Source organism: Hymenobacter sp. (genome assembly GCF_035709525.1).
Lineage (GTDB): Bacteria > Bacteroidota > Bacteroidia > Cytophagales > Hymenobacteraceae > Hymenobacter.
Map to the genome: position 1 here is coordinate 1 of NZ_DASTEP010000217.1, position 21,361 is coordinate 21,361.

A 21,361-nucleotide genomic window follows, 5' to 3' on the forward strand; every position below is an offset into this window, starting at 1 on the left:
CACCACGCGAGATGCTTCGCTGCGCTCTGCATGACCATTTTTCCTAACTCGGAAAGCAGGCTATTCTTTGTAAAACTGCACCGGGCCGTTGCTGACGCCCACCACCAGGTAGGGCTGGCGGTTCACCAGGATTTCGCTCACCGATTTCACGTCGCCCAGCACGCAGAGGCCCGCCGCGGGCTGTGGCACGTAGCGAAAGTGGCCGCGGCCGTCGCCTTGCAGCAAGCAGCCGTAGCCGGCGTCCAGGCTGCCGATTTTCAGGCGGTTGTCGGTGTGGTTGCCAAGTAGCAGCAGGTCGCGGTGTCCGTCGTGGTTGTAGTCGCCGCTCGTAATCTGGGTAACTACCGAAAACTGGGCTTCCATCGGCAGCTCGGTGGCCGCGAACTTGCCGTTTTGGTTGAGGTACAACGTGGTGCGCAGCTCGTTGGCTTCCAGCTTGCCGGCCTTGCCGAGGTCTTCGGGGCTGAAAATATCCGTCATCACGGCGTCGGCGTAGGCTTTGTACGACGTGAAGCGGCGGCGCATGGAGTAGATTTCCTCGTTCAGCTCGTCGCGGCTCACGAAGGGGTAGCTCTTGCCCTGCACGTAGAAATTCAGGAAGGGGTCGATGGAGCCATTGTTGTCAAAATCAGCGTAGTACAGCTCGGCGGGCTCCTGGGCGGTGGCTTGCAGGGGGCTGTTGGTGCCGAGGTTGCCGGCCACTATATCGGGCTGCCCGTCGGCATTGACGTCGGCCACGTGCAGGCTAAACCAGAAGCCTTGCTGGGGCGTCGCGAAGTACGCGGCGGTCTGGTTCTGAAAGCCTTGCGCGGTGTTCAGCCACACGCTTATCGGCATCATCTCGCCGCACATTACCAAGTCTTTGCGACCGTCCTTGTTTAGGTCTACCCACTGCGCATCGGTCACCATGCCAGCGTTGGCAAAGGGCACGCTGGCGGCCGCAAACTTGCCGTGGCCATCGTTGAGCAGCAGGTAGCTGGGGGGCGGCAGCGGGTAGCGGCCCGGTATCACCCGGCCCCCCACGAAGAGGTCCAGGTCGCCATCGTTGTCGGCGTCGGCCGCCCGCACGCAGCTTTTGCTGCCGGCATTCAGCGCAGGCAAGTTGCTGATAGACAGGATTAAATGGCCCTTGCCATCGTTGATATACAGCTCATCTTGCAGCTCATCCTGCCCGGCCTCGTAGAGCGCGTAGCCGCCCTTGGCGAGGTACAAATCGGGAAAGCCGTCGCCGGTCGTGTCGAAGAAAACGGCGGCGGCCACCGTGCCGCCCGGCTGGCTAGTGTTGCGCACCAGCGGCGCCTCCACGAACTTGGCCCCCGGCTGTTGCAGGTACAGCTTGCCCACCTCGCCGGCCGCGCCGCTCACGAACAAATCGTCGAGGCCGTCCTTATTCACGTCGGCCTTCGCCAGCACCGGCGCGGTTTTGGAGTACATAAACAGCATGAGCAGCTGGCGCTTAAAGTCGTTCAGCGTCACTTCCTCGGGCTTGAAATCGAACAGCGGGGCCACCGGCTTGAACACGGGTTTCGGGGCCGGCGCGGCCCGCACGGCGAGCCGGGCGGTCGGCGGGCTGATGAGTTGCAGCAGCTGGTTAGCCGGCACCGCTTTGAGCAGTTGTGTCGCTTGGTTGGGCCAAATAATGCGCACGGAGTCAACGCGCTGGCTGGTGCCGAGGCCAAAATTCAGCGTAGTCGAAACGCACGATAAGTAGCCCCGGTTGGGGTTGACTTCCTGATACTGCACCAGGCCGGGCGTGTGCACGTACACCTTGGCTCCCACCGCCTGCGTGTTCTTGTCCGAGCCTTTCAGCTTGAGGGCCAGGTAGCTTGCGTGGTGGTCTTCGGTGCTGCGGTTGCGGTAAATGCTGGCCGGCTGGTTGATGGTATTGACAATCAAATCCAGGTCGCCGTCATTGTCCAGGTCGGCGTACACCGCGCCGTTCGACATATTGGCTTGGTTCAAACCCCATTCCTGCTGCTTATTGGAAAACGTTAGATTGTGCTCGTTTCTAAAGATGTAATCGGGCACCGAGGTTGAAGGCATCGCCGTTACCAAATCCATTAACTGGAATGGCTCGCGCGCCATTGCTTTTTTGATTTTGTAATCGCCCCAATAGCGTAGAAAATCCTTATTGGTATAATCGCGCAAATACCCATTGCTAATATAAATGTCCTTGTAGCCGTCGTTATCGAAATCAGCAATCAGCGGGCACCAGCTCCAATCAGTTTTCGATACCCCCGCTAATTGCCCAATCTCGCTGAACGTGCCATCACCATTATTCAGGTGCAGCATATTGCGCATATACTGCGGATACAGCTCCTGCTGAAGCATTAGCCCAAATGTTTCGTAATTCTCCTGGAGCTGTAACGATTTTTGCCGGTGGTTGTCGGCCGGCAGCATATCCAGAGTGAATATGTCGGGCTGCGCATCATTATTGAAATCGGCAATGTCTACGCCCATCGAAAAATGAGAGTGGTGCCGCAGCATCTGTTGTGATTGGTTGGTAAACGTGCCGTTATGCTGATTGATGTATAGATAATCCGGCTCGTTGTAATCGTTGGTAACGTAGATGTCGGCCCAGCCATCCTTATTAATATCCGCAATGGCGATGCCCAAGCCGAACGTCAGCGGATTTTGGATGATGCCGGCAGCCTTGGAAACGTCGGTGAAGTGGCCGTTATCGTTCTTAAATAGCTTGTTGCCGGCTAGTATGTCTACCTCGTCTTTGCGGCGAGCAAACTCCATGTTGTCAATCTTTTTTACATTATGATTGAGCAAAAACATGTCCAAGTCACCGTCATTATCATAATCGAAAAACGCGGCCTGCGTGCTATAGCTCGGGTCGGCCAATCCATAAGCGGCGCCTTCCTCCTGAAACTTAGTGTTGCCTTGATTAATAAATAATTGATTGCGGCGCGCATCATCCGAGCCCTTGCCGGAGTAGCAGATATAAATATCCAGTAGCCCGTCGCCGTTCACGTCGGCCATTGTAGCCCCCGTTTTCCAGCCGCCCTTGCGGCCTTCTAATAAGGGCGATGCTTGGGTAGTAATATCCTTAAATTTAAAATTGCCTAAATTTAAGTAAAGCTTATTCGGTCGCATGTTGCCGGTGAATAGCAAGTCCGATAGTCCGTCGTTATTGATGTCGCCTACTGCTATCCCGCCGCCATTGTAAAAATATTCATAGGATAGGATATTGAGTGCTTCGGTTTCGTTGATTGTATTAGCGAAGCTGATGCCGGTTTCTTGTTCGCTGAGCAAGCTGAATAAGGGTTGCTGCGCATTGGCGCTAAAAGCAGTGCTACTTAAAAAAAATACGAGCAACCAGCGATAGCTGAACCCGAAGCGGCAGAGATACATGGGGGTGGGAGAGGTTGATAGGCTGGATGATTAATTGCTAGATTTACTGGCTTAGAGGCGCTGTTGCCTTCAAAATTTAGCTGTCATTGCGAGCGTAGCGAAGCAATCGCATCTGTTCAGTGCACTCGCCGGGTACCGTTCGGGTGCGATTGCTTCGCTGTGCTCGCAATGACAGACGGTTTGTTACTTAGTTAACTTATTTACAGCTACTTTGCTTGAGGCGGCCTTCAGAGCCGCCAGCGCGCCCGCTGACACATTGCCGAACAGCGAGACGCCGGCCGCGCCATTGCGCAGGGCGTTTTCGATGCCTTGCTGCACCTCGGTATCGTTCTGAAAATCGGGTAGGAAGAGACCGGCGTACAGCGGAAATTTGCCTTTGAGGGCCTGCACGCCTTCGGCCACGGCCTGGCCAATCCAGGCCACGTTTTCCTTGTAGAAGCCGTGGTAAATCATGGGGCACACGGCGCTGATGTTCCAGTTTACCCAGTCCTGCTTCACGTTGCGGTGGGCGATGTCGGGGGTCGGGAAAACGGCGGCCGTGATGGGCTTGCGGTACTGCCGAGCCACGGCCGTGAGGCGGCGCACCACCTCATTCACCCGCTGGTAGCGAAAGGCCCGCCACGACGGGCTGGCCTCGGGGTATTGCACCGTGTCGATGTCGATGCCGTGCTCGGTTTTGTAGGTTGCCTTGCACACCGGGCAGTAGCAAAAGTCGTATTCGGGCAGCTCGCTGGTTTGCACGATGCCGTACTTGGCCCAGAGGTTGACGGGTAGAATCACGTCGCAAAAGCGCACGTAATCAAGGTGTATGCCATCGACGTAGTCTTTTTTGAGGGCGGCGGCGTAGTCTTGCTCCAGGTACTGCTTCACCTCCTCGCGCGAGGGACAGAGCCAGCGGTAATAATCCACGTAGGGCGGGTGGGTGGCGCAGGATTCGCCCCGGCGGCTCACGGCGTACCACTCGGGGTGGGCGGCCAGCAGCGTTTTTTCGCCCCGGTTCATGGTCCAAATCCAGCGGTGGGCTTCCAGCTTTTGCGCCTTGGCCGCCCGAAAATGCCGCTCGCTGTCGGCTTCAAAAAAGATGCCCCGAATGCCCGCCTCGTAATACTGCCGGTAGCGCTCGGTAAGCTGGGCGGCGGTGTCCTTGGGGTCGGGGTTAATCCAGACCCAGTGCTTCCAGCCAGTGGGCGAGGGCGCGCTCGGGTCGGCGGCCGGGGCGGCCGAGAGGAGGGGAGCCGACAAGCCCAGCAACAAGCTGTCTTGCACAAATTTGCGGCGGCTGTTCATGGCTTTACGGGTTCAAGCAGGCCCTCATCGTTGAGGCGAAAAGTGGGCTGGCCGGTGGCGGTGAGGGTGGCGGTAAACTGGTAGGGCGTGGCGGCGAGTTGCAGCTCGTTGGCTTGCTGGTCTACCTCGACTTGCGCGGGCAGTTGAAGCTCGGCCAGGGTGCTGGCGTAGCGGCCGGTTTTCTCCTTGTGCTGCTGCTGGCGGTAGTACACGCGCCACAGCTGCTGCTTGCGGCGCTCGGCTAGTGGTAGCTGCCAGGTGGTGCCCGGCTGGCGCGTAAACTGCAAGTAGCCCCAGCGCTCGGGGTAGTGCATGTTGATGACGCCCTGCGGCGACCACACCCAGTTGTGCTCGGGCAGGTCTTTGCCGCTGGCATCACGCAGCTTCTGGTTTTTGCCGTTCGCAACCTGTGTGTTCCACTCCACCCGCGAGAAATTGATGCGCCACAGCGTGCCCTCGGCGGGCGGCTGCCAGGGAAAACCCATCCGCACGGCCTTGAGCGGGATGGCCATTTCCACCGTCCAGCTGCGGTCGGTGTCCTGTGGCTTATTCAGGGTGCCGTCGATGGCCACGCCCGATTGCAGCCCGGCCACGTCCCAGCTGATGAGGGCGTCGCCCTGGTTGCGGTAGGGCTTGGGCAGGTAGAGGTCGAAAATCTTGTTCAGCGCGTTGACCTCGACTTCAAAATACTGGTGCGTGTTGTTATCGGGGTCGATAAACACCTCGAAGTCATTATCATAATAGATAATGTCGTCGTGGCGCGTTTGGTAGGCCCAGATTTGGGGCTCCTGCAAGGTGGCCGCCACGAACAGCGTCGAGTCGTTCCACAGCATCTTCACCCGCGTCTGATGGGTGGGCAGGGGCTTGGCCGCGCCTTCGATATCCACGAAGTTGGTGGTCCAGGCGGCTTGCTGCCAGGCGGCTTCCGTGAGGCGGCCGTCCATCCGCAGCGGCTGGCTGGTGTGCTGCACCACGTAGCCTTTGGGCGGCGTGAAAAGACCTTCCAGGTCTTGGAAATTGACCTGGGCCTGCGCGGGTAAGGCCAGGCCCAAGCTTAATAGGATAACTGGCCAACCCGCAGGCCGCTGGCAGAAAAGAGAAGATAGTACGTGCATAAAACCTTAAGCCCGGTACCTAAACCGGCAAGCTGAGTACTCAGCCAAAAATAAGCGTGCTGTTCTGGCGTAGCGCCTCACCCCCCGGCCCCCTCTCCGAAAAGGAGAGGGGGAGCCTGACGATTTCTGATGTTCGCTTTCGTTGGCTTGCATTCGGCTCCCCCTCTCCTTTTCGGAGAGGGGGCCGGGGGGTGAGGCGACACGTTTGCACGGCTAAACAGAACCAATCACTTACTACAAAAAAAAGGAGGCTTTACCCCAGCTTTGCCCGGAATAAAGCCTCCCTTGTCAGGCGGTGCGGCGGGGGTTATTTATCCCACCACACGCGCGAGGTCAGCAGGTCGCCGCCGCTGAGGCTGGCCACGCCGGCTGCGTAGCCGCTGGGGTTGTTCGATACTTCCGTGACGGGGTAAATCAGGCGGCGCGGGATGGTGCCGCCGGTCACGTTGCCGGGGTAGTTCACGGGCGTCAGCACTGGGAAGCCCGACCGCCGCCAGTTAAACCAGCCCTCGATGAAGTTGAAGGTAGTGCACGCTTCCAGCCAGTACTGCTCGTTGATTTGCTGGAGCTGATTGCTGGCCCCCAGGGGGTTGGCCAGCAAGTAGGCATCGGCAGTAGCCTGGCTGATGGTGGCCGCCGAGCTGAACTGCGAGAGCGAGAGCATGGCCCCGCGCACCCCGTTGGCGTAGTGCGTGGCGGCCGTAGCACCCACGCTCCAGCCGCGGGTAGCCGCTTCGGCGAGCAAGAGCTCCGTTTCGGCATACGTCAGCAAGAAATTAGGGGCGCTGCGCTGAATGTACACGGCCAGGCGGGGCCGCGAGTAGTTGCCCAGGATGGCCTCGTTGCCGGCGGCACCCGTAGCGCCGGGGTAATCCGAGCGCTTGCGGATGTCGAACGCCCCGCCCGTCTGGTCGTAGCCATTGGGCAGGCCCCGCTGCAGGCTGGCGGTGTTATCGCCTACCAGGGCCTGGTTTGCATTGGCGGTAGCGCCCGCGGCCGGAATCTCGGCAATGGCACTCAGGCGGGGGTCGCTGGTGGTGCGCAGGTAGTCAATCAGGGTCTTGCTCCACTTCACTTCCCGGAAGTCGTCGGTGGTGAGCAGGGCGTTGGTGGTCGCGTTCTGCGTGTCGCCGAACGCAATGTCCCCCCGCACGAGGGCATTGTCGGTGTAGCTGGTCATGGTGCCAGCGGCGGCTGCTTTCTCGGTGTAGGTTTTGGCCAGGGTAATGTTCGCCTTGGTCATGCGCATGGCCACCCGCACCATCAGCGAGTAGCCCAGCTTCTTCCACTGCGCCACGTCGCCGGCATAAAGCAGGTCGCCCGAGGCTTTGGGGCCCGCCGCATCGAGGCTCGTGATAGCTGCGTCAAGCTGCGTTAGCATGGCCGGATAAATGTCCTGCTGCTTGTCGTACTGCGGCGTGGTGATGCCCTTGCTCGCCTGCACGGCCTGCGAGAAGGGAACGTCGCCGTAAGTGTCCGTAATGCGCTGGAATATCATGATTTTCATGATATTGCTGATGGCAATCACGTTGGTGTAGCGGCTGGCTCCCTGGGTGTTGGCTACGTCAATGGCCTGCTGCAAGCGGCTCAGCGCCGTGTAGCCCTGGTTGAAGATGAGCGCCTGATAGCCCGTGAAGCCGCCGGAGTTGGTGTACTTGTCGCCGTTGCCGTAATAGTTGAACGTGCTGGCCAGGCCCTGAATGGCCGGGGCCGGGTACAGCAGCTCGCCATACCCCGTGTTGGCAAACGTGAGCTGGCCGTCGGCAAGCAGGTAGTTGGGGTTCAGGTTGGCGGCCGAGGCGGCGGTGGGGTTCGTGTTTATTTGGTCGAGGTACTTTTCCGAGCAGGAAGTGCTGAACAGAACGGCCGTTAGAGCGGCGTAGATAGCTGTCTTTCTCATCGCGCTAGCTTATTTGAATTTAACATTGAGCGTAACCCCGTATGTGCGGGCGAAGGGCAGCGAGCCGCCTTCTACCCCAGCGTAGGCCACCAGGGGCGAAATGGTATTCTCCGGGTCGATGTTGTCGGTGCGCTTCATAATGGTGAACAGGTTGCGACCCACCAGCGACAAGGTAACGGCCTGGAACGGCGTGCGCGCGAGCAGCGCCTGGTTGAAGGTGTAGCCGAAGGTGAGCTGGCGGAACTTGATGAAGCTACCGTCGAGCACCGACAGCGCCGACACGTTGGAAGCCAGCGTGGGGTAGTACGTGTAGGCCGGCACCACCACGGTGTTGGGCTGGCCGGTCTCGGTCACGCCCACGGCTACTACGCCATTGTCGCGACCTTCGAGGGTGGCCTTGTTCAGGCCGCGGGTGTACGAGTAGTATTCGGTGGCCGACAAAATCTTGTTATTGAACTTGTAGTCAATTAAGAATGACAGATTAAAGTTCTTAAAAGTGACGTCGTTGTTGAAGCCGCCGTACAGGTTGGCGATGCCCGAGCCCATCGGCTTCAGGTCGCCGCGCATCGGAATGCCGTCGGCACCCACGATTACGTTGCCGCTGGCGTCGCGCTTGTAGTCGTAGGCCCGCACTTGCGAGATGGCGAGGCCCTTCACGATGCCGATGTTGGCGTTCATGGGGCGGTAGGTGCCGGTTTGCAGCGGGGTGCTGGCCCCACCGTCGATGTCCAGTACCTCGTTGTGCAGCTTGGTGAAGTTGAAGCTCGAAGTCCAGGTGAAGGCACCGCGCTTCACCGGCACCACGGTCAGGGCCAGCTCTACGCCGCGGTTCAGGGTCGAGCCTAGGTTCACGGTATTGCCCTCGTAGCCCGAAGCTATGGAAAGCGTAGCATTTACAATCTCGCCGGTGGTTTTGCGGTTAAAGTACGCGACATCCAGCCCGATGCGGCCGTTGAGGAACTTCAGCTCGGTGCCTACTTCAAACTCGCGCAGGTTATACGGGCGCAGGTTGGCGTTGGGCAGCGTCGAGCTAAAATTAGCGCGCGGTACCCCGTTGATGGGGTTACCGATGCTGTAGTACTGCTGCGTCAGGTAGGGGTTAGCGGCCTCGCCGCTGGTTTTGGCATACGAGGCGCGCAGCTTGCCGTAGCTCAGCACCGACGATTCGAGCAGGTCCGAGAAGATGAAGCTACCGGCCACCGACGGCGTGAAGATGCTCCGGTTGTTGGTGGGCAGCGTCGAGAACCGGTCGTAGCGGCCCGTAGTGCTCAGGGTCAGAAACTTGTACGTGAAGTCGGCAGTGTAATACACCGAAGGCGTCACCAGTTCCGAGTACTGGTACTCACGGTTGGGTGTGCGCACGTTGGTGGGCGTGTACAGGTAAGGCACAATGAAGTTGCCACCGAATAAGCGCAAGCTCTCAAACTTGTTGCGGCGATAGTTGGCCCCTACGCTGGCACTGATGGAGAAGTCCTGGTTCAGGGCTTTGTTGAACGACAACAAAGCGTCGGAGTTCATTTCCAGGCGGTTGCCCAGGGTCTGGTTGTCGAGGGCACCCTCACCGGCGTTCGAGTACAGCGTGCCGTAGGGCGTCACGCCAAAGCGACGGTCGTTGGAGTAGTCGTAGCCGACGCGGCCCTGCAAGAACAGGTAGTCGGTAAAGGCGTATTTGGCTGCTATCGAAGTAATGAGGCGCTTGCGCGACACATCGTTCACAAACTGGTTTACCACAAACCAGGGGTTGGTCGTGTAGCTGTCCGCGTTCCAGGCCGTTTCCAGCCCGTTGTTGTTGGCATCAAAGCCGGGGTTCAGCGTATTCTGGTCGATGTTGGGGGCCAGAAACAGGATGTTGTTGGCGTTCAGCGGCGCGTCGCTCAGCTGCGGGCGGTTGGTGTCGTTCTGGTCAATGTAGCTGGCCGCCAGGTTGAAGCTCAGCTTGGTTGTCAGGTCATAAGACGTGCTGAAGTTGGCCGTGCGGCGCGTCAGACCGCTGTTGCGCAGGATAGACTTGTTATCCAGGTTCGACAGCGACAGGCGGTACGTGCCTTTTTCGCCGCCGCCCGAAACGGAAACCGTGTTGGTCCAGGAAGGGGCCGTGCGGTAGAAGTTGTTGATGTTCCCCTTCACCTTCGAGTACGGGTGCAGCTGGCCATCGATGCCGATGGTGGGGGTGCCGTCCAGCTTCTGGCCCCAGGCCGTGTTGCCCGAGATAATAGCCGAGGCTTTATCGGTAGGGCGCAGGTTTTGGCTGCCCTGGCCATACTGGTCCTGAAAGTTGGTGTTGTCAACCGCCCGGTCAAGCTGGAAGTTCGTGTTGTACTCAATTGTCGATTTAGTCCGCGAGCCGCTCTTGGTCGTGATTTGAATAACGCCGTTGGCCGCCCGGGCACCGTACAGGGCCGAAGCGGTCGAGCCTTTCAGCACCGTCACGTTCTCAATATCATCGGGGTTGATGTTGCTGATACCATCGCCCAGGTCAGCCCCGCCCCACTCGCCGGCGCTCCCGCGCACCGTGTTGTCCATCGGCACCCCGTTGATAACAATCAGGGGCGACGACGTACCCGAGAACGACGTGACGCCCCGAATGTTGAGGCGAGCCGACGAGCCGGGGCCGCCGCTGGCGCCCGATACGTTCAGGCCCGCTACGCGGCCTTCGAGCGAGTTGGCCACGTTGGTTTCGCGGGCCACGTTGAGGACGCCGGCATCCACTTTGGTCACGGCGTAGCCGACTTTGCGCTCGTCTTTTTTGATGCCCAGCGCCGTTACTACTACTTCGCCAAGCTCCTTGTTGTCCACCGCCATCACGACGTTGATGGAGGAGCGGCCCTTCACGGCCACCGTCTGGCTCACGTAGCCCACGTAGGAGAATACCAGCGTGGCATCGTCGGGCGCGGTGATGGCGTAGTTGCCGTCCGCGTCAGAGGTAGTGCCCTGCGTGGTGCCGCTCACCAGGATGCTGACCCCGATGAGGGCCTCGTTGGTCGAACTGGTGATTTTGCCGGAAATCTTGCTCGTCTGCGCGTAGCTATAGCTTCGACACAGCAGCAAGAGTAATACAAGTAGTGGTACTATTCTTCTCATGATGGGCTGGGGGGAATAAGTGAAAGTGAAGTGGTAAAGTGGAAAACAAGGCGTGCGCCGCAACGCGCTCACGGTAGCGAAGCCTGGCTGGCCTGGGAGACAGCCAACGCGATGCAAAAACGTTTAGGCAACTTGGCAAAAAAGCTGGCTCAGCAGGCCGAATACTCAAAAAAAGAACACTGGAAAAGGCCGGGGCGAGCGTGTAAAGCAGCGCGAAGCGCCTGCTGATGCGCCGTAGAGCTGGCGCGGGTGCGGGCGGGGTAAGGCAGTAGCTGGAAGTAGCTTAGAAATAGAAGTTTTCAGAGTAGCGACAGTTGCTCATCGACTCTGCAGTATCAGGGCGTAGCTGCTTGGTAGCCTAAGGATGAAAAAGGCTTGGTGGATAAGGAATTATGCTTAAAGACTGATGCAAAGCACCTGTTTGAAAAAGCCTTCTAAACCACCAGGCCGATAACCTAGTCACGGAATGTTCATCAGGCTCTTTATCAAGGCTTACTAAAACCTTGAAAATAGCCGTTTAGGAATGATTCAAAAGTAAGCAGTTGTTTGTTGCGAAACAAATAAATTATAGTAGCATAATAGGATTGGCTGCGCTCTTTCAATTGCCGTTTTCCAAAAAGCAAACGGCGGCCTTACTGCATGACTGAGCGGGGCCGGTCGGCCGGGGCCACGCCCCAGGTGGCGCTAGGCCGGGGGCCCATTTCCAGCACCAGCGAGCCGCCTTGCAGCAGGTCGCGGTGGGTGATGTACGACTTCGTATAAGGCTGGCCATTGCGCAGCACGCGCTGGATGTACTTGTTGGTCGGGCTGTTGTTCTTGGCGCTGATGGTGAGCGTCTTACCACTGCCCAGCGCGAGCGTCGCCTGGTTCACCGACGGGCTGCCGAACACGTAGGCCCCGTTGGCGGGGTTGAGCGGGTAGAAGCCCAGCGCCGAAAACACGTGCCAGGCCGACATTTGCCCCACGTCCTCGTTGCCGATGATGCCGTCGGGCTTGGTCGTGTAGAAGTTGTCGGTGATGAAGCGGACCTTTTCGGCCGTTTTCCAGGGCTGGCCCACGTAGTTGTAGAGGTAGGTGATGTGGTGGCCCGGCTCGTTGCCGTGGGCGTACATGCCGATGAGCCCCGAAATATCGGGCGAGGCCTCGGCCCCCATGTTGCCTTTCACCACGAACAGCGAATCCAGCTTCTGGCTGAAGCGTTTTTCGCCGCCCAGCAGGCCAATCAGCCCTTCCACGTCCTGCGGCACGAGCCAGGTGTACTGCCAGGCGTTGCCCTCGGTGAAGTCGCTTTTCATGTGCACCGACGAAAACGGGTTGAACGGCGTGCGCCACTCGGTTTGCGACACCCGGCCGCGCATGAAATCCACGTGCTTGTCGAAGTAGTTCTGGTAGTTCTGGGCGCGCTTGCTGAAATAGGCGTAGTCTTCGGTCTTGCCCATTTGCTTGGCCATCTGGGCGATGCACCAATCATCGATGGCGTATTCCATGCCTTTCGACACGCTCTCAACCTCGTTATTGGCGGGGATGAAGCCGAGGGCTTTCACGTCTTTCAGGCCCCAGTCGTCGCGCATGGCGGTGGCCTTCACGGCCTCGTAGGCCAGGTTGGCATCGAAGCCTTTGAAGCCCTTGAGGTAGGCGTCGGCTACCACGGGCACGGCGCTGTAGCCCACCATGCAGTTGGTTTCGTTGGCCATGAGGTGCCACACCGGCAGCTTGCCTTGCTGCTGGTAAATGGCCAACATGCTGCTCACCATGTCATTAACCCGCGTGGGCTGGAGCAGGGTAAAGAGCGGGTGCGCCGCCCGGTAGGTATCCCAGAGCGAGAACGTAGTGAGGTTGGTGAACTTGGCCCCGGTATGTACCTGCTCGTCGGTTCCCCAGTAGTCGCCGTTGTGGTCGTTGAAGATGGACGGCGCTACCATCGTGTGGTAGAGCGCCGTGTAGAAGGTCTTCATCCGCGCCGGCTCGGCCTGAATGCGGACTTTTTGCAGCTCCCGGTTCCAGCTGGCATCGGCGGCGGCGGCCACGCGGGCGAAGTTCCAGTGCGGAATTTCGGCCCGGATATTGGCCAGCGCGTTGGTGGTGCTCACGGGCGAAATGCCCACTTTCAGCTTCACTACCTCGCCGGCCTGGGTCGTGAAGGTAAGCACGCCCTTGATGCGGCTGCCGGTCGCGGCGGGAGCGGTATTGCCCAGCGAATCAGTCACCTGCACGCTGCTGAACTGCCGGATTCGCTTCGAGACAATAGCCGCGAAGTAGAGCCGCTGCTTTACGGCCCAGCCCTTGGAGAAGCGGTAGCCCACGAGCGTGCTGTCGTTGAGCTGCTCGATGTGAGTATCGGTGGCCAAGTCCCAGCCAATGCCCTGCTGTAAGTCGATGACCAAGTGCGTCGCGTCGGACTTTGGGAAAGTGTACTGGTGAAAGCCCACCCGCTCGCTGGTCGTGAGCTCGGCCTTGATGTTGTAGCGCTTGAGCCGCACGCTATAGTAGCCGGGCCGCACCTTTTCTTCCTTATGCGAAAATAGCGAAACAAAGCCGCCATCAGGGTTTTTGAGCGTACCCTTGCGCACGCGCACCGGGCCAGTAGTGGGCATCACGGCCACGTCGCCGAGGTCGCCGATGCCGGTGCCGCTGAGGTGGGTGTGCGAAAAGCCCACGATGGTGGAGTCAGAATAATGGTAGCCCGAGCACCAGTCCCAGCCCTCCGACAAGTTCACCGGCCCGAGCTGCACCGCCCCAAACGGCACGTTAGCCCCCAAAAACACGTGCCCGTGAAACCCGGTGCCGATGTAAGGGTCTACGTATTGCGTGAGGCTAGCCGGCTTAGCCGCCGCTGCCCGCTGGGCCGCTGCTGGCTGGGCTGCCAGACACCCACCTAACAGTACCAGCGCGGCTAATGGCAACCGCCCACGTCCGTCATGCTGAGCTTGCCGAAGCATCTCTACCGCTCCGTTGGACGAGGTGCGATGAAGCGATAGAGATGCTTCGACAAGCTCAGCATGACGGTTGATAATTTTGGTTAGCTTTTGCATAACAAATCGGGTGGGATAGAAGAGATTATTTACCAGCAATCGGCACCAGTTGCTTAGCCACGTTCCAGCCCTCGACCGACACCACCGGCGCGGGCTCGCCGGGCGTGGGCGTGTAATCCAGCCGCACGGTTTTGCGCTCGCCGGGCAGTACCGACACGTAGTTGTCGGAGTAGAACACCGGCAGCACGCGCTTCTGCGTCTGCGGATTAACTAGCGCCAATCGGTTGAAAAAGGCGACCGGCGCGCCGGCTGGGTTTGTGAGCGTGACTTCGATTTGACCCGTAGTGGCTTGCCGAGCGGCGATGCCGACGGCGGTTTTGGCCAGGGTTTTCAGGCCCGAGTATTCGCCCTTGGCATCGGGCAGCCAGTAGAGGTTATTGCTGAGCACCTGCTTGTTGAGGTCTTGCAATTGCAGCGAGAGGAACATGCCTTTCTGGCTGGCCAGCTGCTTCACGTTGGCGTTGATGGGCAGGTATTTCTTGGCCGACGAGGGATTGATTTCGACCACCACCTGCGTGATGGGCGTCTTCTTGCCGGCCATGTCGTAGGCATCGACCACCAGCATCAGGTCGCGCTTCACGTCGAAGCGGTTGTTGACGAGCGTTACCATGCTATCGACGGGGTTGTACATCACGTGCAGCGGCTCGCTGCCGGTGCGCAGGCCGTAGAGGCAGGCGTTGGGGTCGAGGTAGTAGTCGTACATCTGGCCGCGCAGGGCGGTCCAGGGGTTTTGGGTTTTCCAGATAATGCTGCCCGTGTACCAGTCCCACATGTGGGCGCTGAAGCCCTCCATGAGCGCCCGATACTGGTCGTAGTTGACGAGCTGCGCCTTCAGCCCAAAATCGCGGATGTCCTTGGGCGCGCCGTAGGGCAGCAAGTACTGCTCGTAGCCGATGTAGGTGTGGTAGGTCCACACCGAATCGACCTGCTCGGTGGGCTTGCTGTTGGCCCCGAGGTAGCGCGGCGGCACCAGGTTGGCGGGTAGCAGAAAGCGCTCCAGCGACTCCACGTCGCCCACGCCCACGGAGCCCACTTCCGAGTTGAAGGGGAACGTGCGGTGCCCCCAAAATTGGCTGATGGGCTGGATGCCGTACGGCCCGTCGCCGTTGCCGCCCAGCTGGTTATACGACATGCTGTCGGCGTTGGAGTAAGGGATAAACCAGCGCGTGCCGTCGAGCCTGGGCAGCAGCGTGTCCTGCATGGCGGTGAGGATATCCTGGGGCGGCGTGATTTCGTTGCCGCCGCACCAGATGGCCAGCGAGGCGTGGTTGCGCACGAGCTTCACCTGGTCGGCCACCGAGTTCACGAACAGGCGGTGGTCGTTGGGGTAGCGGCGGCGGGTCCACTGGTCTTCCAGCTTCATGGGGTCCACCCAGCGGCCGTTGCAGTCGCCGCTCATCCAGAAGTCCTGCATCACCAGCAGCCCGTACTTGTCGCAGGCTTCATAAAACTCGGGCCGCTCGACCAGCGCCCCGCCCCAAATGCGAATGAGGTTCAAATTCATGTCGCGGTGAAACCGGATTTCGGTGTCGTAGCGGGCCTTCGAGAAGCGCAGCATGGCATCCGAAATAATCCAGTTGCCGCCCTTGATAAAGATTTTCTGACCATTGAGCAGCACCTGCATACTGCGGGTGTAGTCGTTCCACTGGGGGCGGATTTCGCGCACGCCCACTTGCAGGGTTTCCTCGTCCGATACCGTTTTGCCACCCACCACAAACTGCATCTTGAGCGGGTAGAGGTGCTGCGCGCCGTAGCCGCTGGGCCACCACAGCTTGGGGTTTTGCAGGGTGAAGGTGGGTAGGCTCACTTGCTTGGTGGCGTGCGCGGGCACGCTCACGGCCTGCTTCACCACCTGGCCCGCGATGGTGTACTGCAACACGCCGCTCACGGCGCTGGCCGTCGGGTTTTCGAGCTCGGCCGTGGCGGCCAGGGTGGCCGGGGCCTGGGGGCCGGTGGGCCGGCGCACGCCCGGCACGTGGGTGATAACGTGCGGATTTTTGAGGTTGACCGCCCCGGTTTTCTCAATCGTGACCTTGTCCCAGATGCCGGTGTTGCGGTCGCGGATGGGCCGAATCCAGTCCCAGCCGGCCGTGTACTGGGTCGAAACGTTGCGGGCAATTACGCCATCGCCGCCCTGGCCGCCGTTGGGATTGCCCACGGGGTCGGGCGGGTACACCACCACGGCCAGGCGGTTGCGGCCGTTCTTGGCCAGGTAGGGCGTGATGTTGTAGGCCTGCCGCAAAAACATGCCGTGGTGCGTCTGCTTGTTGAGTTTCTGCCCATTCAGGTACACCTCGCAGCTGTAGTTCACGCCCCGCAAATGCAGCCACACCTGCCCTCCGCCCACGGCCGGCGCTTCCTGAAAATCCTTGGCAAACCAGTAGGTATAGTAGTCGCGCCCGGTTTTGTAGATGTCCGGAATGCGCTCGTTGTTCATCCCGAAAAACGGGTCGGGTACCTGCTTGTTGGCCAGCTGAGTAGTGAGCACCGTGCCCGGCACCACGGCCGGCTGCCAGCCCGCCAGCGCATACGTGGGCTGCGAAAGCTGCGGCCCGGCCGCCGACACCTTGGCGATGGGTTGGGCTAGCCAGCCAGTGTTCAGCTCGTAGCGTTGCTGCGCCGCCAGGGGCGAGGCGCTGGCCAGGGTTAGCAGGGAAAGCAGGTAGCGGTGGGTGGTCATGGGTGGGGAGTAGGCTCGTTCAACGGGTCGCCTCACCCCCGGCCCCCTCTCCGAAAAGGAGAGGGGGAGCCGGACGACACTGGCGATAGTAAACTGGATAGTACTGTTTTTCTAATTATGTTTTTGCGTCGAAAAGGCGTTTGGCTCCCCCTCTCCTTTTCGGAGAGGGGGCCGGGGGGTGAGGCGACCCACCCGACGAGCCCCTACGCCCGCCGTACCTTATGCCCCGCCACCCCGTAGAACAGAATAAACAAATAACACGGAATAACCAGCCAGTAAGCGTGTTGCGCCGTAAAATGGTCGGCCAATAACCCATAAAGCGGCGGCAGCACCGCGCCCCCGGCAATGGCCATGATAAGCAGCGACGACCCCAGCTTGGTAAAGCGCCCCAGCCCGTCGATGGCCAGCGGCCAGATTGCCGGGAAGATGAGCGAATTAGCCAGCCCCAGTAGCGAGATAAACAGCACCGATGTGTAGCCGGTAGTAAAAAGCGCGCCCAGCGCAAACAGTACGCCCGTCACGGCCGAAACCTGCAAGGCCTTCTCCTGCGAGATGAAGCGGGGAATAGCCACGATGCCGACGCCGTAGCCCACAATCATGGCCACCAGCGTGCAGGTAGTGAAAAACTTGGCCGTAGCCAGGGCAATACCCTGCGAAGCCCCATAGCTGATGATGGTATCGCCGGCAATCACTTCCACGCCCACGTAAAAAAACATGGCCAGCGCCCCCATAATTAGATGCGGGAAGTGGAAAATGCTCGTTTTGTTGGTGTTGGCGGCGGCCACGGCTTCGTCTTCGTGGTCGGTGTCGATTTCGGGTAGGGAGGAGAAATAGATTAGGGTAGCCAATAGCACCAGCACGCCCAGCATAAGCAAATAAGGCGTAACCACGCGGGCGGCCAGCGCGTCGAGCTCGGCTGCTTTGGCGGCGGGGCTCAGGCTACCCAGGCGCTTTACCAGCGCGTCGGCATCTTTCAGGGCCACCGCCCCCAGGGCGATGGGGGCCAGCGCCCCGGCCACCTTGTTGCAGATGCCCATGATGCTGATGCGCTTGGCGGCGCTTTCGCGCGGCCCCAGGATGGTGATGTAGGGGTTGGCCGCCGTTTGCAGCACGGCCAGCCCGGTGCCCTGCACGAATAAGCCCAGCAAAAACAGCCCGTAGGTGCGCGTGAGCGCGGCCGGCACAAAGAGCAGCGCGCCCACGCCCATTACCAGCAGCCCGGCCGACATGCCTTTTTTAAACCCCGTGGCTTTTAGTACCCAGGCCGAGGGAATGGCCATCACTAGGTACGAAATATAAAAGGCAAACGCCACCAGGTACGCCTCAAAATTGCTGAGCTCGCAGCTGATTTTCAGGTACGGAATCAGCACCGAGTTGAGCCAGGTGACGAAGCCGAAGATGAAAAACAGCGCCCCGATAATGACTATCGAGCGGGTTTGCTGGCGGCTGGCGGGCGGGGCCGGCGCGGTGGCTACGTTGGGCATGGGGCGGGGTAGAAGAGGGCTGAGAAAAGGAGACGTAGCGCGGACTTTCATTCCGCGAGTTGATAGCGCCTGGTGTTCGCAAACTAAAAGCCCGCGCTACTGCACCACCAACTCGTCGGCAAACAGCCAGGTGGTAGTTTCCTTGGCACCCGCGGCGGTTTTTTGGGCTTGCGCATTTTTGGCCGTGATGCGGATGAAGCGGGCCTTGGTTTTCTTCCAGTCGGCCTTCACTTCGTGGATGCCGGAGCCCGCCTGCGCCGCCGCCACCGGGGCAGTGTACACCGTTTTGTAGGTGCGGCCATCGGTCGAAACGGCGACTTCCAGCGCGGCGGGCAGCAGGATTTCATCTTCCGGCTTTTGCAGGAACGTGCTGCGCACGGCGCTGATGTCGGTGGCTTTTTTCAAGTCTATGGTCGCCACCAGGTCGTCGCCCAGGAAGCCCAGCCAGTGCCCATCGGTGTGGCTGACGGAGCCGTGCAGGCCATCGACCAGCGTGAGCGGGCCGCTGGCCAGGTAGTTTTTGTGGGGCGCGCTGGCCAGCCTGGTAGGGTCGGCAAAGGCTTTGTGCGCCAGCACGTCCGTGGTCGTTGTTTTGCCGGCCGGCTGCCCGTTTTCAAATGAAGTAGCCTTTACCGTAACCGAATTGGTGAGCGTAAACGGCTCGGTGTAGGCGATAGAGGCGGGGGTAGGGGCCGAGCCGTCGAGGGTATAGCGTATCTGCAGGCCGGTGGCATCGAGCAGCAAACTCACCACGTCGCCGCCCTTGGTAGTGTCGGCCACGAACTGCTGGCGCACGTTGAAGGCGCTCCTGGCGTAGGTGGCCCCCAGGGCGGCGTAGCGCTGGTACTGCGGCTGCATCCGCACCTTGAAGCTTTCCCAGTTTTTGAGGCGGGCGGGCGTCCAGAGCACTTCGGCCAGGGCCGACATGCGGGGTAGCGCCATGTACTCGACGCCCTGGTCGGTTTCGATGTATTCGGTCCACATATTGGCTTGCGCGCCCAGGATGTACGGGCGCTCGGCGGCGGTCAGCTCTTTGGGCGTGGGCTCGAAAGAGTACACTTTCTCCAGCGGCAGGTAGCCGCCGAAGGCCAGCGGCTCCAGGCTGGGGTCGCCCTGGTACTGGTTGAAATACAGGTACTCGCCGGGCGTCATCACCACCTGGTGCTTTTGCTTGGCGGCGGCGATGCCGCCGTCGGTGCCGCGCCACGACATCACGGCGGCGTTGGGGGCCAGGCCGCCCTCCAGGATTTCATCCCAGCCCATGATGGTTTTGCCCTTGCTGTTCACGAATTTCTCCATGCGCTGCACGAAATAGCTTTGCAGCTCGTGCTCATCCTTGAGGTGCTCGGCCTTGATGCGGGCCTGGCACTTGGGGCACACTTTCCAGCGGGTTTTGGGCGCTTCGTCGCCGCCGATGTGCACGATTTTGCTTGGGAAGAGCGGCATCACTTCCGTCAGCACATCCTGCAAAAAAGCGAACGTCTGCTCGTTGCCGGCGCAAAAAATATCGTCAAACACGCCCCATGTCTGGCCCACTTTAAATGGCCCGCCGGTGCACGACAGCTCGGGGTAGGCCGTGAGGGCGGCCAGCGCGTGGCCGGGCATCTCAATCTCGGGCACCACCGTGATGTAGCGCTCCTGGGCGTACTTAACTACTTCTTTTATTTGCTCTTGCGTGTAGAAGCCGCCGTAGCGCACGTTGTCGTAGCGCGGCACTTTTTCGCCGTAGTGCCCGATGAGTGTGCCCTCGCGGTAGCCGCCCACGCTGGTCAGCTTGGGGTATTTCTTGATTTCGATGCGCCAGCCCTGGTCGTCCGTAAGGTGCCAGTGGAAGGTGTTCATCTTGTGCAGCGCCAGGTAGTCGATGTACTTCTTCACAAAGTCGGTGCTGAAGAAGTGGCGGCTCACATCAAGGTGCATGCCGCGCCAGCTGTAGCGCGGCTTGTCGGTAACATCTATCGCGGGCAGGCTGGCGCTGGCCCCGCGCTGCGTCGGCAGCAGCTGCCGCAGCGTTTGCACGCCCATAAAAAGCCCGGCCGGCTGGCGGGCCGCCAGCAGCACGTGCGCGGGCCGCACGCTGAGCGTGTAGCCCTCCGCCCCGAGCGAGTCGGGCAGGCTGGCAGGATTCAGAAAGAGAAAGATAGAACCATCCAGCTGCTTGCCCGGCGTGGTTTGCACCACGGCCGGCTGCACGCCGGTAGCGCGTAGTATTTCCTGGCTCAGGCGCTGCCCGATGCGGCGCAGCTCCTCATTTTTAGGGCCAACGAAAATCTTGGTAGCCGCCGTGATGGCGAAGCTGCCAGTGCCCGGCATGAGGCGCACGGGCTGCGGAATGATGGCAATGCCCGGCTGGTCAGCCGGGGCTTGCTGGGCGTAGGCTGGGGCCAGATTAGCGCCAGCGCTCAGCGTCGTGGCCAGCAAAGAAAGCAAGAGGATACGGTTCATACAGTCAGGGCGATGGGTGGGGTAGGGGATAGCTGCCGGGTATGGCAAAGCGCCGCGGCCCCTAAAATAGCCGCGTTGCCGATGGTAGAGGGCCGCACGACCAGCCGCTCGGCCACCTGCCGGTAGGGAAAAGCCGCCAGGCTTTCGTGCAGGCCGCCTTCGAAGTATGTAAAGCACTGGCTGACTGAGCCGCCCAAGAAGATGGCCTCGGGCGCTAAGGCGTACAAAATGAAGTGGATGGCGCGCCCCAAGTGCCGCCCGTACTCGGCAAATAGCGCCAGTGCCTCGGCGTCGCCCTGCTGGGCCAGCGCGTGCCATTCGGCCCCCGGCCGGCCCGTGCGCTGCCCAAAAAACTTGCCGCTGCAATAGTCTTCCAGCGTTTTATCCAAGTAGGGCATGCCGCCAAACTCGCCGGCGCTGGAGAGCGTGCCCGCGTACAGCTGGTTATTGAGCACCAAACCCGCGCCCAGTCCTGTGCCGAGCACCAGGCCCACCAGGTTGGCGTAGGGTTGGCCCTGCCCGTATATTTTTTCGCCTACGGCAAAGGCGTTGGCGTCATTAGCCACCACCACGGGCTTGTAAAAGCAGCCGTGCAGGTACTGCGCCAAATGCACCTCGCGCCACGACGGAATATTCTGCACGTTGTGTACCACGCCGTTTTCGGCATCTACCAGCCCCGGCACGCCCACCCCGATGCCCGCTACTTCGTCATCAATCAGCGGGGCCAGCTGCTGCGCCAGTTCCGACAAAATTTGCGCCTTCGGGGCCGTGGCCGAGGTTTCGAACCGCACCTGCTGGATTATCTCACCATCACGCACCACGCCGGCCTGAATCTTCGTGCCGCCGATGTCTATGCCGAGGTATTTGTTGCTACTCATATAGTTGTAAAGTAAACCTATCGTAAAACCCCACCCCCGGCCCCTCCCCTCCGGGAGAGGGGAGCCTAACGAAGGAATGACGTTGGCTTGCGGTCGGCT

General features: G+C 60.2%; 10 protein-coding genes. All 10 read right to left on the reverse strand.

Going from position 1 to position 21,361, the window contains the following annotated elements; translation table 11 throughout:
• Positions 1 to 60: 60 nt before the first annotated feature.
• Positions 61 to 3,261: a VCBS repeat-containing protein gene (locus VFO93_RS19140; protein ID WP_325135991.1), complete on the reverse strand. Its 3,201-nt coding sequence runs from the start codon at positions 3,259 to 3,261 to the stop codon at positions 61 to 63.
• A 282-nt stretch (positions 3,262 to 3,543) separates the two neighbouring features.
• Positions 3,544 to 4,647 (reverse strand): family 10 glycosylhydrolase, encoded by a 1,104-nt coding sequence (locus tag VFO93_RS19145; protein WP_325135992.1) that lies wholly within the window; start codon positions 4,645 to 4,647, stop codon positions 3,544 to 3,546.
• Positions 4,644 to 5,699 (reverse strand): carbohydrate-binding family 9-like protein, encoded by a 1,056-nt coding sequence (locus tag VFO93_RS19150; protein WP_325135993.1) that lies wholly within the window; start codon positions 5,697 to 5,699, stop codon positions 4,644 to 4,646. Before VFO93_RS19150 ends, VFO93_RS19145 begins: the two co-directional genes overlap by 4 nt.
• A gap of 370 nt (positions 5,700 to 6,069) precedes the next feature.
• A complete protein-coding gene (locus VFO93_RS19155) occupies positions 6,070 to 7,662 on the reverse strand; it encodes a SusD/RagB family nutrient-binding outer membrane lipoprotein (RefSeq protein WP_325135994.1) in 1,593 nt (530 codons plus the stop codon).
• Positions 7,663 to 7,671: 9 nt separating this feature from the next.
• Positions 7,672 to 10,743, reverse strand: a complete 3,072-nt coding sequence (locus VFO93_RS19160; protein WP_325135995.1) for a SusC/RagA family TonB-linked outer membrane protein — start codon at positions 10,741 to 10,743, stop codon at positions 7,672 to 7,674.
• A gap of 632 nt (positions 10,744 to 11,375) precedes the next feature.
• On the reverse strand, positions 11,376 to 13,682 hold the full coding sequence (locus tag VFO93_RS19165; RefSeq protein ID WP_325135996.1) for a GH92 family glycosyl hydrolase: 2,307 nt from the start codon (positions 13,680 to 13,682) through the stop codon (positions 11,376 to 11,378).
• Positions 13,683 to 13,800: 118 nt separating this feature from the next.
• Positions 13,801 to 16,455 (reverse strand): glycoside hydrolase family 2 protein, encoded by a 2,655-nt coding sequence (locus tag VFO93_RS19170; protein ID WP_325135997.1) that lies wholly within the window; start codon positions 16,453 to 16,455, stop codon positions 13,801 to 13,803.
• A gap of 203 nt (positions 16,456 to 16,658) precedes the next feature.
• A complete protein-coding gene (locus VFO93_RS19175) occupies positions 16,659 to 17,939 on the reverse strand; it encodes a sugar MFS transporter (RefSeq protein WP_325135998.1) in 1,281 nt (426 codons plus the stop codon).
• 96 nt (positions 17,940 to 18,035) lie between these two features.
• Positions 18,036 to 20,384 carry a family 20 glycosylhydrolase gene (locus tag VFO93_RS19180; protein WP_325135999.1) on the reverse strand — a complete coding sequence of 783 codons (2,349 nt, stop codon included), beginning with the start codon at positions 20,382 to 20,384 and terminating at the stop codon, positions 18,036 to 18,038.
• The gene (locus VFO93_RS19185; RefSeq protein WP_325136000.1) at positions 20,381 to 21,262 is read right to left on the reverse strand and encodes an ROK family protein; all 882 of its coding nucleotides are present in this window, start codon (positions 21,260 to 21,262) and stop codon (positions 20,381 to 20,383) included. The genes VFO93_RS19180 and VFO93_RS19185 overlap by 4 nt, the downstream gene beginning before the upstream one ends.
• Positions 21,263 to 21,361: the final 99 nt, after the last annotated feature.